General features: G+C 42.6%; 8 protein-coding genes. All 8 read right to left on the bottom strand.

The genetic code is table 11. The features are described 5' to 3' along the window. Nucleotides 1-246: 246 nt before the first annotated feature. On the bottom strand, nt 247-1,134 hold the full coding sequence (locus tag RG47T_RS06345) for a hypothetical protein (RefSeq protein ID WP_216351015.1): 888 nt from the start codon (nt 1,132-1,134) through the stop codon (nt 247-249). Nucleotides 1,135-1,247: 113 nt separating this feature from the next. Then, complete coding sequence (locus tag RG47T_RS06350) at nt 1,248-3,614, bottom strand: glycoside hydrolase family 127 protein (protein WP_083627313.1); 2,367 nt, start codon at nt 3,612-3,614, stop codon at nt 1,248-1,250. A gap of 93 nt (nt 3,615-3,707) precedes the next feature. Then, entirely contained in the window at nt 3,708-4,829 is a 1,122-nt protein-coding gene (locus RG47T_RS06355) for an endo-1,4-beta-xylanase (RefSeq protein ID WP_074488644.1), read from the bottom strand. A 142-nt stretch (nt 4,830-4,971) separates the two neighbouring features. Further along, the gene (locus RG47T_RS06360; RefSeq protein WP_074488645.1) at nt 4,972-5,826 is read right to left on the bottom strand and encodes a sialate O-acetylesterase; all 855 of its coding nucleotides are present in this window, start codon (nt 5,824-5,826) and stop codon (nt 4,972-4,974) included. Nucleotides 5,827-5,881: 55 nt separating this feature from the next. Further along, on the bottom strand, nt 5,882-8,488 hold the full coding sequence (gene xyl3A / locus RG47T_RS06365) for a xylan 1,4-beta-xylosidase (protein ID WP_074488646.1): 2,607 nt from the start codon (nt 8,486-8,488) through the stop codon (nt 5,882-5,884). Nucleotides 8,489-8,544: 56 nt separating this feature from the next. Further along, a complete protein-coding gene (locus RG47T_RS06370) occupies nt 8,545-11,055 on the bottom strand; it encodes a glycoside hydrolase family 31 protein (RefSeq protein ID WP_074488647.1) in 2,511 nt (836 codons plus the stop codon). 15 nt (nt 11,056-11,070) lie between these two features. After that, entirely contained in the window at nt 11,071-12,378 is a 1,308-nt protein-coding gene (locus RG47T_RS06375) for a glycoside hydrolase family 43 protein (RefSeq protein ID WP_074488648.1), read from the bottom strand. 12 nt (nt 12,379-12,390) lie between these two features. Then, nucleotides 12,391-14,814 carry a glycoside hydrolase family 31 protein gene (locus RG47T_RS06380; protein WP_074488649.1) on the bottom strand — a complete coding sequence of 808 codons (2,424 nt, stop codon included), beginning with the start codon at nt 14,812-14,814 and terminating at the stop codon, nt 12,391-12,393. Nucleotides 14,815-14,833 lie beyond the last annotated feature (19 nt).

Here is a 14,833-nt window from a genome sequence, read left to right on the forward strand (position 1 = left end):
CACCGCTGTTCCATGTCCAACCGTCTTCGGATATTAGTCCGCCTCCACCTGTGCCAAATGTGTAATACTTTCCTTCACATGCTGTGATTGTTGATGGATCATGTATAAATGGTTTCCCAATTTGGGCTTTTACTGTACTGGTTAACAACACTGAAAATAGTGCCATTGCGCCCATTATTTTAGTTCTTAATTTCATAATAACTTCAATTCTGTATAAATTGGATATTAAATAGGACCAACTAATTTTTATTGATAACTAATAGTGAGATCTTTTATTGGCACTCCTTTTTCGTCCAGGAAGCGGACGCAAAAATCACTCATTCCGGGGCCATTGATCACTGCTCCACGGATGATATTCTTTCCTTTGTGAAGTGTTAGGCGGGTGGATACGCAATCATCCATCACCATGCGTCTGTCTCCGGAAAGTAACACTGCTTCCTTTCCATTTAGCCACCACATTGATGCTGAATTTGACCCAACTGCCATTCTTACATTTTTCATTTCCTGCGGACAGTTGACTATGGTTACTGCCCAAAATAAAACTCCGTATGTCTGTTTGCGTAACCCATAGGCAAAACGAAATAGTTTGACATTGAAGTTTGTGCTCTCCAATGCATGCCACGTTAGCTCTTGCTCTGCAACTTTTACTTTTTCTCCATCTTTGGGCATAACAGTAAACTGGTTTGGAAAATATTCGGTTGTAAATGCTGTTCGTAAATAGCTATCTGTAAAAATTGCATTGCTACGGATCGGTTTGTTAATTGGTTCTAAGAGTAACCAACGTTGAATGAACCCGTCAGCATCCGGCGTTTTTTTTGATGCTTTTGCCGGGGTAAAGTATGGTGCGAGGCTACGTGTAGTATCGCTTTTGGCAGTGCCATTAGTTTTGTATTTTGATGCAGCCGAACGTGCTTGTAAATTTGATCCTACTAAAATTATAACGCCCATCCCCAGTAATAATACCTTGCGTTTAATATATTCTCCGGGCTCTGTTAGTAAAATAAAGAAGAAAGGAAACCGCTTATTATTCTTGAAAAAACCGGACTTCAATTTTTGCACAATAGTACCGGCAGTAGAGCAGGCAACCGTGTTTATTGCGGTTATAATGCTTTTGAAAATTTGTTTTGTTTGCATGGCCTATGTTTGGTAATGATTAATTTATGATGAGAAACAAATAAGTACTATAGGTAATATTCAATTGGTTTAAGAAAAATTTATTTGGTAAGTAAGTGTGCTTAATAGGTGCTTTATCGCAATAATCTTACATCATAAATCGATGCTGTGCTTTTCCCATTGTCAGCAACAAATTTTATGATCAGGGTTTGGTTATTTGCTTTAATGGCATCAGGTATGGGATATTCCTTAGTAACGAAAGTGTCGGGCCCCAACCCATCCAACTCTACATGGGTAAGTTTGGTTTCATTAACATAAATATCAAAACCACGGTTGCTTTCCTTACCATAATAGGTTATGCCCAAGGCTTTAACTGAAGGCGTTAACCGCATATGGTAGCTAAAAAATCCCTTAGCGCTGCGCCAATGCTGGTTTCTGAACACGCCTGTTTCTGTTTTTTCGGCAGCTATAAAATGATCGTTTTCCGGTTGTTGCTCACCAGGCGAGACCTCGTCTATTGTCCGGGGGGCTAATTTGAGGTAAGTCTCATCCAGCGCCGCAAATTCTGCCTCTTTTTGGCCAATGCTATCTTTGGTGGTAATTGGCCAGTACAGCATATACCGGGTGTCATGAACGCGATAGAAGGGTATAAGCTTCAGGTTTTTAAATTGTGGCTGCTCTATTAAGTCGCTTATATTAAACTCCATTAGGTTGGTAGCAGCCCTTTTAAGTTGAGTAATTGGGGCCGAATTATTTTGAACCAATAGAGGGGACTTGTTTAAAGCAAATAACGGCCCCCCGGCAATGTGTCCCCATCGGCTGTCGTCAGCAAAAAGGCCGCGCATATTGCTGGTGTCAGTAGGTGCAGCCAGTACAATTGGCCCATGTATGAAAGATACCCATTCCGAGTGGTCGGGCAAATGTTCTATGTAGTTTTTCATCGGCAGCATTATAGTAATCTTGTCGCCCTTATGCCAAATCCGCTCTATACCTGCATAACCTTCCGAATAATTTATATTTGATGTTGTTTTTCCATTGATCTTTACAATAAATCCATCAGGTTTTATCCAATTTGGTTTTCTTACAAACAAAGTAAAACGTTTTGATACTGCTGTTTCAACAGTTAATTCTGTTTGTTCGTTATCCGGGAAATTATTTTGCTGAATAAGTTTAATTCCTTTTTGTTTCCAATTTAGTACAGATGGTATAAACAGGTTGACATAAAGATTATTGTTTTTATGCGTGTAAATCAGTTCTCCATATTTACCATGATTTTCCATCCCGGTGCCTACACAACACCAGAAGCTTTCGTCGGCTGTTGAGTAAACTCTGTAGTGCTGTGGATGAATTGGCGTAAGATATACAAAACCGCCTGTACCCGGGTGTTGGGAAGATAGGATGTGGTTATAAAGTAAACGTTCGTAGAAATCGATATATTCCTGGTTGCCGTCCTCTAAAAACAGCATTTTAGATAATTTAAGCATATTATTGCTATTACAGGTCTCAGGGCCTTGTTCCGATTCAAGCATCGAAGAAAAGTTCTCAGCGGGATTGAAATGCTCCCGTACACTATTCCCGCCTATAGAAATTGTCCGGTTGTGCACTACTGCTTGCCAGAAAAACTTTGCCGCAGTAGCATAGGCAGTATCATTAGTTAATTCGGCTATCCGCTCAAAACCTATTACTTTAGGTATTTGAGTATTGGCATGTAGCCCGGTAAGCTTATCTTGGTTGTGCGCTAATGGAGTAAGTAATTGCCGGTGGCAAAATCGTTCTGCCAATACCAGGTACTTGCGGTTATTCGTTAGGGCATAAGCATCAGCTAGCACTTCGTCCATTCCTCCGTGCTCTGTATTGAGCATGCTTTGCATTTGGCTGTCGGTTAAGCCTGTTGTTTCATCATAGGCCCAATTAGCCAGGCCTAAAAACACATCCTTTGCCTGCTGGTTGCTTGCCAGCAAATAACAATCGCGCAGCCCGGCAAATAACTTATGAAGGTTATACCAGGGTACCCATTTTTTATTAAACTCGCTAAAGTCGCCGGTTTTTACCAGGGCCCACATATGCACCCCTCCAGGCACCCCGCCCACATAGTTGTTTTTACTTTTTACCTGGCAGCGCGAAAGCTCGCTTACCATATAGTCCATGCGTTTTTTGCATTCTGCCGACCCTGTAGCTGCATACATTTGCGCTAATGCTGTGAGATAATGCCCGGCGGTATGGCCGTCGAGGCCGGTGTTTTCCCAGTTTCCATAACTTTTTGCTTTTGCTTTAAGCCCTGCTTCCCTAAGAAATGGTGCCAACAATCTGTCGGGTTGTAATTTAAGCATATAGTTAAGGTCCGTCTGCTCTGCCGAAAGAAACGGACTTTTTAATAATTGCACCTGGTTGAGTCTGAATGGCTGCATTGTGCTTTGCTGGCCCAAAGCCATCATAAAACTGCCAACGGCCATGGTGGTTAAGAAAAACCTGGAAAACAAACGGGTTATTTTATGGCTCATATTTCTTAAAAAATTATTGTTCGAAATGATTAAATGCCTATTCATAAATTGAATTTTTAACGCTTTGGCTTTGAAGTAATAGTATAATCATGATTAAAAGTTAACTACTGACCCATATGCTTTTTTGCGTTGCCTGTTTGTATCAAATAATAGGGGATATGCTTTTCTTACTACACGGGGCGCATTGTTACTGGCAGCCGCACCTCCGGCCAGCCCACCTCCACGTCCGTCCAGCCAGCTATACCTGTCAGAGACATTCCAGAAAGTGACGCTTGTAATTGACTTTTTATACTGCCTGAAAATTTCAAATACCATTTTATATTGTGCCATTTGTTTGGCTTCCAGTTCGGGTGTATAACCAGGGTCGGGTGTTGGTGGTGTAGTCGCTATTACAGGTGTGCTGCCCGGTGCAGGCTGTGGTTGCGGTAAGCGTATGGTAATATCCAATTCGGTGAATTGTACTTTTAAGCCTAATGAGGTTACCTCATCCAATGCTTTACGCAGTTCTTCGGCCGAAGGGTCATTCAATTTCCAGTGTGCCTGCATACCCACACCGTCAATTGGCACATGGTTATCAACTAAATTTTTTAATAGTTTATATATCTTTTCCCTTTTTACAGGGTGCTCGCTGTTATAATCATTGTAATACAACTTAGCCTTCGGGTCTGCTTCGTGAGCATATCTGAAAGCCGCCTCTATAAATTCGGGGCCGTTGCATATATTATACCAATTGCTTTTACGGTAAATCTGCGCAGTATCGTTGCTGTCATCAACCGCCTCATTAACAACATCCCAGGCATAAATCTTGCCTTTATACCTACCTGCAACCGCAAAAATATGATCCTTTAAACGTTTTAAAAGTACTTCCTTAGTCACCTGTTTTCCATCGGTACCTGTAAACATCCAAGCGGCTTCCTGTGCATGCCAGCACAAGTTGTGGCCGCGTATTTTTATATGGTGGCTAACTGCAAAATCAACAATAGCGTCCGCATTTTTCCAGTTATATACGTTTTCAGATGGGTGTATTGGCCCCATCTTCATGTCGTTTTCCGGCGTTATGCTGTTAAATTCTTTAACAATTAATGCCGAATCGGCACCATGTAATGCAGCACTATTGATAGCTACGCCTATCGGAAAATAGTTTTTATAATAATCTTTCAACCCTTTATCCGAATTATCAATTTTAGCAGCATCATGCAGGGATGATGACAGCATATGTTTAGGTGTGCATTGAGCAAATGACAACAATGCAAATGCAATTGAAGAGCATAAAATGCCTTGATTTACTTTTTTAGCTAACGATAAGGACTTCATAACTGGTAATTGGGGTTACACATTCAATTGATGTTTAAGTAGGTTAATGGCTATCTGCTGTTTTAGCCTTATAACCCAATAGCGGGAGAATTGTATCTCCATAACGTTTCCCTAACAATCTATAACCCGCTGCAGTAAAATGCAGGTGATCGCGTGCACAAGTACACCCGGCTGAAGAAATAATGTACGAATTGGGGAGTATTTGAGGCAGTGTTGCAATAATTGTGTTCATATTTGCGCAAGCACCCTGTTGGTCTGCATTTACTAATTCACCAGCAAGTAGGGGTACTTTTTTAGGCTTCAAGTTTAGGTCTGCAATCAGGTTATCATAAATGCCTTTTACCTTTTTTGTCCAAAGTGAATCATTCGGGTTTGACTCGCCCTGGTGCAGTAAAATACCTTTAATTACACCAGCCTTTTGAGCTAATCTGGCCAGTTCTATCAGCCTATTGTAGGGGTTGCCGCCATATTCTGCCGCAATACTTTTCATCCATACAGGGGCGGTAGCTAAATAAGATTCATAACTGTCTTTTTCGAATACCTCTATTTTGGCACCGGCTACAGAAACATTAATAATTCCAACTTTTATTTTTTTAGGCAAATTAGCTACAAGCGTTCTACCAAAATAGTCGGCCGGGGTTAAGCCGGTGTTGCAGCGGGCCAATGGTGGAACGGCTGTATACCAGTTGTCTTTCATTCTGCCTTTGTCTGCACAATCAACCGCTTGCAGCATTTGAAAACGGCTATCTAACCCCAGGGTGTCCTGGCCTTCTATCTTTGCGTTACCCTCCATATTGGACTGACCAAAGCAGATGAAGATGTAAAAATTCTTGTCTTGCGAAAAGCCTTTCAGGCTTAACAAGATTAAGGCTATCCCAGCTATGAATTTAAGCTTCATTTTTATTATGTTTTAGTTTTAATATCAGCTTGCCTTGTATCTGCTGCGTATATAATTATATAGACTTTTTGATCGTTATTTTCAAAGGCTTCAGATCTTTACTGTCCGAACTTGTCCCGTAAAGCAATTCATAATCCCCTGGCGATACTTTTACTATGCCATCCGCTTCGTTGAAAAATTCAAATGTTTTGGCCGGCAGGGTTAACGTTACTAATGCAGTTTTGCCCGATGCAACCGGCACACGCTTAAAAGCTCTGAGTGTTTTTAATGGCCCATCTTTATCACCAGGTTTCCTTACGTATATCTGCAATAGCTCTATTCCATCGCGCTGGCCGGTATTTGTTACCGGCACATTTAATTGGATGCTTTCTGTTTTAGCAATAACTGTTTTGTTAGCTTTTGCGTTACCAATGTTAAATGTGGTGTAACTTAAGCCGTATCCGAAAGGAAATAAAGGTTCGGCAGTCATATAGCGGTAAGTGCGGCCCTTCATGGAGTATTCGCTAAAATCGGGCAGTTGCTGTACGTTTTTGTAAAAGGTAACCGGCAGGTGCCCGGCAGGGTTATAATCACCAAATAACACATCGGCCACCGCCTGGCCGCCTTGTTCGCCGGCATACCAGGCTTGCAATATGGCGTCGCAATTTTCAGTTTCAGGCACCATGGCTATGGCCGACCCCGAACAATTTACAAATACAACTTTTTTACCTGCTTTCTTTAGCGCGGCCATACAATTGCGTTGAACGGCAGGAAGTTCAATGTCGCTGCGGTCGCCGCCATTAAATCCGGGGAGATTAACCGGCATTTCTTCGCCTTCCAGCCTTGGTGAAATGCCACCTACAAATATTACAACTTCGGCATCTTTAACTTTATTAATAAGGGCATCATAAGTAACAGGTATTTCTTTACCAAAGTTGAGGGCCAAACTGGCTGCCCAGTTGTTTAACTGCTTATAACGCACCTCTATTTTATATTCCTTTCCGGCCTCAACAGTAAATGGTACTTTGTTAGGATTGGCACGCCAGCTACCGGTTTTTGATATCGATTTTCCATCGATAAACAATTCAGCAAATCCGGTTGCCTCGAATTTGAAAACAATTGGGCCCGAAAGAGACGGTTTATAAGTGGTTTCATATTTGGCTGAGAAATCTTCGAGATTAACGCCTTGTGCAAACTGATGGGCACCAAGCGTAGTTAGCGCAATAGGGCTGGTTAATTGTTCTGTAATTACAGGGGAGCCTTCGTAATTACGATTGTTCCAATAAGTAGCCCGGATACCTGTTTTGCCATCTATAGCACATTCTGTAAGTGCGTTCTCCGTAATCTTGTCTTCTACCAGGTCGCAAGCATTGTCATAAATAACGTTGCCCGTCCCTAACTTCGCTTTAATACCGTCGAGGATATTAATAGTTCGTAATGGTGTTCCATTATAATTACCCCAAAGCATTTGCGTATTAGTGGCATTGGGGCCAACTACCGCTATTTTCGGTGAGTTTTTACTCAATGGCAAAACATCGTTTTTGTTTTGAAGCAATGTCATTGATTCGCGCGCCATGTCAAGCGCTATCTTCTCATGTGCAGGTGAATTAACTACAGACATTGGAATTTTTGTCCAGGGCACAAGGGCGTCATCATCCATTTCGCCCAGCTCAAAACGTTGTGTCATCAGTCGGATCACGCTGGTATTTATATCTGTTTCTTTTATCAAGCCGTGTGCAACGGCATCGGGTATTTTATCAAAGGCATAACCAACACATTCCACATCAGTACCCGCCAAAACGGCCTTCGCCGATGCGTGGGCGGCATCCGATGATGATTTATGAGTTCGGTAAAAATCGGTAATGGCACCACAATCTGATACTACCAGGTACTTAAAACCCCAATCTTTACGTAATATCTGGCTAAGCAAACGGCTGCTGCCGCAGCAGGGTTCATCATCTAAACGTTGGTAGGCACACATTACTTCGCGTACATCGGCCTCTGTAACCAGTGTTTTAAATGCGGGGAGATAAGTTTCCCATAAATCGCGCGGGGTTACGTCGGTAATATCAAGCTGATGGCGGGTTGATTCGGGCCCGGAGTGTACGGCGAAGTGCTTGGCACAGGCCAGCAGCTTCCTGAATTTTGCATTAGCGGGTCCCTGCAGGCCGTTTACCACTGCAACGCCCATACGCGAAGTAAGATAAGGGTCTTCGCCATAAGTCTCCTGGCCGCGCCCCCAGCGTGGGTCGCGAAAAATATTTACGTTAGGTGTCCAAACAGAAAGGTCATGAAAGCGCTGGCTTTCACCTTGTTTTTTGTACTCATTATTTTTTGCGCGAGCTTCGTCAGATACGGCATCGAAAACATGGAATAGCAGTTGGTCATCAAAAGACGCTGCCATGCCCACCGGCTCAGGGAAAACAGTAACCGGGCCCTGGTTGGCATAACCATGAAGCGCTTCGCTCCACCAATTGAACTTTTTTATGCCCAGGCGCGGTATAGCGTCCGAAACGTCTTTCATCAGGCCAACTTTCTCTTTAAGCGTAAGCCGTGATACAAGGTCTTTCGCCCTTAAAGCCGAAGATAAATTGGGATTTTGATAGGGCATTTTTGGCGCAGAAACCGATAGCCCGCAAAATAAGCCGAGGCCAATTACTACTATGTTTGTTTTTAAGTTCATTGTATCTGATTGGTTTATAGTTTTTATGGTTCACCTGCAGATGATTTTCTGCCGAATTATAATTTCACTATTGTTTGATGGCTATTGTATTCAATCTTTTTACCTTCTGATTCTGTTACTCCTGTTCCTGCCCCGGCTTTTACTAATACAATATTCAACGTCCGTTTTTTTACCATGCCATCAAAAGCACCCTTTCTTTCGCCAATAGTTAATGTATGTTTTTTGTCGTCCCACGAAAGGTTAAATGAGGCCCACTTACCTTTTTGATAATTATAATTATCACCCTCATCTTCGTAAACGGTAAACTTTGCGTTGCTGCCCGGATATAGCCTGATTTCCCAAGGGGCATCCGGCTGTTGGGACGAATATTCAATAACCGGCCCCATCGGTACAATAGAACCTGCTTTAACAAAAACCGGGATATGATCTATGGGGGCATCGGCAACGATTGTTTGACCTCCATCGTATTGTTTGCCCGTCCAGAAATCGAACCATTTAACCCCATAAGGGAGATACAAACTCCTGGTTTTTTCAACTCCCTGTAATTGCTTGTTGCCAGGTGCGTAGTACATCGGGTCTGTAACCGGGCAAACTAAAAACGAATTGCCAAACATAAACTCGTCTTTAATATCGTAAACCTTCGGGTCGTTCCTGAAATCGAAAAGGAGCGATCTTGTCATGGTATAATCCTGGTTGGTTACCATGCCGGCCAGCGAATAAGTGTATGGAAGCAAGCGGTAACGCAGATCTATTTGCTTAATAATAGCATCGTAAAATACTTCGCCGGCTTTGCCAAATTGCCAGGGCTCACGGGCAAAGTCGGTACCATGGCTTCGCAAAACGGGCAACCACCCTGCATATTGGATATTGCGTACGTAAAACTCCCTGTAACCGCTATCAGCAGTGCCTTTTTCAAAATCTCCCTTTGAAAACCATTCAGCCTTACTGCGCACAAAAAATGCTCCCGCATCTATAGTCCAATAGGGCGATCCTGTAACCATGTAATTTAATCCTCCCGGAATCCAGCTTTTAAAGTCATTCCAAGTAGCTTTGGTATCGCCATTCCATACCATTGCGCCATAACGCTGTTGCCCCGGATAAGATGCCCTGGTTAAAATAACCACCCTTTTTTTGCTGTTGGTTTTACGCTGGTTTTCATAAATACCCATTATGTGGTGTAGTGAGTAGGTGTTCACCCGTTGCGCACCAAGCAAGTCGGCCATTACCTTTACGTTTTTCTCAAACCGTGCTGCGGGGTCATTGGCAATATTATTTGCACCCCTGTTCCAGTCAAATTCAACCGGCTCAGACGAATCGGGCCACCAGGCATCTACCCCTTTTGAAAATAAGTTTTTGTTTACATAATCATCCCAATACATTTTCCTTGCGGCAGGGTTATAAGCGTCATACATCTTCCGGCCCAATATGAAGCCCTTTTCTCCCATTTCCTTTTCTTCGTTTAACGCAACTTGCGGCCAAATGGACATCATAAAGTGGCCGTTTTGGCTGTGTACATTGTCGATCATTTTGGCCGGGTCGGGATATTTCTTTTCATCAAATTTTTTATATCCCCATAAGCCGTCTTTCCAATAAAGCCAATCCTGCACAATAACATCTAATGGAATATGGCTTGAACGAAAGCGGTTAAAAACGCTGTCAACTTCGTGTTGGTTGGTATACCTTTCTTTTGATTGTATGTAGCCGAACATGTATTTAGGCGACAGTTCAACCTTGCCTGTCAGGTTTCGGAAATGGTGTACGATCTGGTCAAATTCAGGACCATACATAAAATAATAATCCACCTGGTTTATGGCAAGCATATCCATAAAACTGCCCAGGGTATCATCATGAAACACCATTGCAGATCCGGCGTCAAACAGCAGCCCGTAGCCCTTGGTGGACATTAACACGGGTATGCTTTTTTTTAAATTATACTCATAAAGGTATTGCATGGTACCCCGGAGGTTCATGTAATTTTCCTGGTGCGACCCGAGCCCATATAAAGCCTCGCCTGGCTGCCAGGTAAACTGTTGCCGCGCTTTACATGCTGTGCCAACTGCCTCTTTATTAGTGATGTTAGCCGTAGCCTGATCGCCATTGGCGGTTTTCTCAACCTTGCTGCCGGCATCGTTAAAAATAGTTTTGTTTAATGTTACCTTTTCTGTTATTCTTGGATGGTCCGGGTTTTCAGCAAGGAGTAACTTGCCTGAATGGTTAAAGTATTGTATGCTGCCGGTTTTTGTTGATATAACCAATTTAAGGCTTGCCGACTGTAAAACAACCAAACCAACATGCTGTTGAACTGTGAAATTTACCGGTTTGTACTTTTGTGGAATACAAACATCCGTACCGTTATCTTTAAAATTACCCTCGGGCACAAACCTTACCCTAACAACGGCGGGTTTAATAAATTGAATATTTAATTTACTACCTCTGTCATTTAAAAGAATGCCATTGTATTGTTTGCTTACAGCATATATTGCACCGGTTTTTTGCCCGTAACTTAAAAGTTGGCCGGCAATAAGCAGTATGGTTATACAAAAAGCATTTTTAAAAAACATATTCATTACTACAATTTGTGTTTATTTTGTACTGAATTTCCACCAGTTGAAATTAAACAGCGGCCCATCCGAACCTTTGAATACCAAATAAATATCATGCACCCCCTTTACTTTTTTTACAGAACATATCTGTGATACCCACGTCTGCCATCCTCCGGTATTCTTAACCGGGCAAATACCCAACAAAGCACCTTTGAGACTGTCCACATGAATTTCAATATTTGCGCCGGCCGAAGCTGATGCAATGCTGGCTTCGAATTTTTTGGCACCTTTGCCAAAATCGGCGCCACGCACGCGGATATAATCATCATTGTTTATATCGGTTACAAAAACTCCGGCTTGCTTATCACGTTCTGTTTTTACACCGTTTTCCAACGAGATCGTTTCGGCTTCTGTGCGGGCATAAGGGTTTAACGTGCCTATTTGCGCCGTGCCGGTTGCTGACCAAAAAGGTAGTTTTTGAATGGTATCGTCTGCATTGTAGGTTAATTGTGCTAAACAAACGGAGCGCCTTTCGTTGTGTGTTGGTGTTTGGGCGAGATTCAGCGTATAGTTGAATCCAAATACGTATGAATTACCCTTGTAATCAATTATTCCCGGGTGGTTTCCAGAAGATATTTTATCGCCTTCCATAATCATCCCTTTATACACCCATGGGCCTGTGGGTGTATCACTCATGGCATAACCAATACCTTCCGGGCAACAGGTTGACGCATAAGCAAGGTAATAATGGCCCTTCCTTTTATAAAACCATGGGCCTTCCTGGTAGTTGGCAGGTTTCGAGCTGATTTTAACAATATCCCCCGAATAGGAAATCATGTCGGGGTTAAGTTTCACATACCAGCAATGAGGGTTTCCCCAATATAAATAAGCCTGGCCGTCATCGTCAATAAAAACGGTAGGGTCAATATCATCAATACCCTGATGAATAAATGGTTTCCCTAAAGGGTCTTTAAATGGCCCGTAAGGACTATCTGATACCAATACCCCAATTCCTTTAAGGTGTATTGGGCAATACATGTAAAACTTTCCATTCCGCTCAATAACCTGGGTTGCCCACGCTCCATTATCTGGTGCCCAACTAAAGTCTCGCAGCGATGCTACAGTACCCCGGTCGGTCCAATTAACCATATCGGTCGATGTATACAGTAACCAATTAAGCATCTTGAAATTTTTTGCGTCATCTTCATCGTGGCCGGTATATAAAAACACGGTATCGTGGTACACTAACGGGGCGGGGTCGGCTGTAAACTTGGTTTGTATTATTGGATTTTGTGCCTTGCAAATTACTGCCAAAACAAGCATGCTTAAAAATAAGATTGATTTCATAGTTTATAACTATTATAGCTTTAAGCTTACACCCTTGCCGTTATAAGAAATTGATTTAACTGCTGTCGCGTCAGCGGGCTTATCACCGGCAGCCGGTGTTATGGAGATGTTGAACTTACGGTCATTTAGCATTCCATCAAAAGCCCCCCGGCGATCTGCTATCGTTAACGTCCGTTTTTTTTCATTCCAATGAAATTTTATTTCACTGTATTTGCCTTTTTCATAGTTATAGTTATCATTCTCGTCTTCATACAATGTAAAATCACCATCAGCGCCAGGGTACACACGGATCTCAAGGTCGTTCCATTTTTTTTCAGTACTATATTGTACATCGGGCCCAAAAGGTAAAATAGAACCCGCTTTAACATAAAGGGGTATGATATCGAGCGGGGTTTGTCGGCTTACTTTTTGTCCGCCGGTCAACTTTTCACCGGTCCAGAAATCGTACCAGTCAGTACCCTTTGGCAGGTAAGTTTGCTTTGTTTTTACAAGGCTAAAATCTTCTGCTTTTAAGGTATCACGCCCTTCAACTGTACCTGGCTTAGTGTACATAGGGCTGGTAACCGGGCTTACCAGTATTGATTTACCAAACATGTATTCGTCATTGATGTCCCAGGCATCTTTGTCGTTTGCAAAATCCATCACCAACGCGCGCATCAAGCTCGATTGATGGGCTGTTACATCCCATGAAGCGGCATACATATAAGGTAAAAGCCTGTAACGAAGATTAATAAACTTAGCAATGGCATCGTAAACTTTGTCGCCTTTATTGCCAAACTGATAGATCTCTCTTGGGGCATCCGCACCGTGCGAGCGCATCATTGGGCAAAAAGTACCAAACTCTATCCATCTTGTATACAGTTCCCGATAGTCGGGGTCGGCCAGTTTATTTCTAAAATTGTTTAAGAAGAATCCGCCTATATCACTGTTCCAATAGGGGATGGCACTCATTGAAAAGTTAAGGCCGGTAGGTATTTGTTGTTTAAGTACTTGCCAGGATGAAGTAATATCGCCCGACCATGTATTAGCGCCATAGCGCTGTTGCCCGGCAAACGCCGAACGGGTTAGTATAAACACGCGCTTATCTGAACTGGCAGCACGTTGATGGTCATATACACCGCCCACAGTCATTAACGGATAGGCATTGCGGACTTTGCGGAATGAGCCGAGGTAAGTTTTGAGGTCGAGATCGGAAGGCTTAAAATTCAGATGATCTGGTTCGGTAGAATCCATCCACCATCCATCAAGCCCTACAGCTAATAATCCTTTATGCAGATATTTCCAGTAAATATCCCTTGCTTGGGGATTATAAGCATCATAAGGCCTTACACCCGAAGGGTAATCCAGGTTAGGCGGCCACTTGTCTGAACCCGATTCTGGCCACGTATGAAAGTCCAGCAACATATTTTTTGCTTTCAGCTCTTTATACGGTAGGGTTTGCGGGCCGAATGATGCCCATATAGAAATGATCATATGCGCATTGAGCCCATGTACGTCATTAACCATTTTTTGCGGATTGGAATAGTCGGCATTTAAAAAATCCATGGCGTTCCATAAATAATTGCCACCCCAGTATTGCCAATCCTGTATAATACCGTCTAAAGGAACTTTTAGCTCACGGTATTTTTTCACAACACCCACCACCTCATCCTGGCTTTTATAACGCTCTTTGCTTTGCCAATATCCAAAAGTCCATAACGGAAACATAGGTGCCTGCCCGGTAAGGGCACGCATATCTGTAATCACGCCATCAGCGTTGCCGCCATACATAAAATAATAATCAATGCCATCACCAACGTCTGATTTAAAGCTGGTTTCATTGAGGTTGTCGTTAAATGAAGTAGGAGAGTAATTGTCCCAAAAAACACCATAACCTTTTACAGACTGAAAAAGCGGTACTACATCTTCGGTATTGCCCTGTATCATGTTATTATACTGCTGGTTGCGTTGACTTAAATTGCCTCGCTGGTGCTGCCCTAAACCGTATATTGGCTCGTCTTTGTCTAATATAAAGGTCTGCGCAACAGTGTAGGTTTTATTCCCGGCATCGTCAAAAGGTGTAAATGATATGCCGTTTTGTTTCTCCTTTAACAACACAGTACCTGTGGTTGTGGTATAGCTAAGCCCGCCGGATTTGAGGTTGAGGCTAACATTTAACTTCTCGCTGCGAAGGTTAAGTATATCACCCTGCTGCTTGATGGTAAATGAAGTTTGCTGAGGCTTTTTGATTACAGAAAGGCTTTCTTTGGTAAATATTTTGCCTTCCGGCACTTTTACCACCCGTACTATTTCCGGGTTGTAAAATTGAACTTCGACAACCACTCCATTAATAGAAGCTTTAACGCCGGATGCCGTTTTCTGATATTTTTGCGCACTACAAATTGCAGGAACAGCGAGGATAAGAAATAGGGGAACTTTAAAAAAAAATTTTGTCATACATTCAAAATTGATAGAT

It is taken from the genome of Mucilaginibacter polytrichastri (genome assembly GCF_001911425.1).
Taxonomy (GTDB): Bacteria; Bacteroidota; Bacteroidia; order Sphingobacteriales; family Sphingobacteriaceae; genus Mucilaginibacter; species Mucilaginibacter polytrichastri.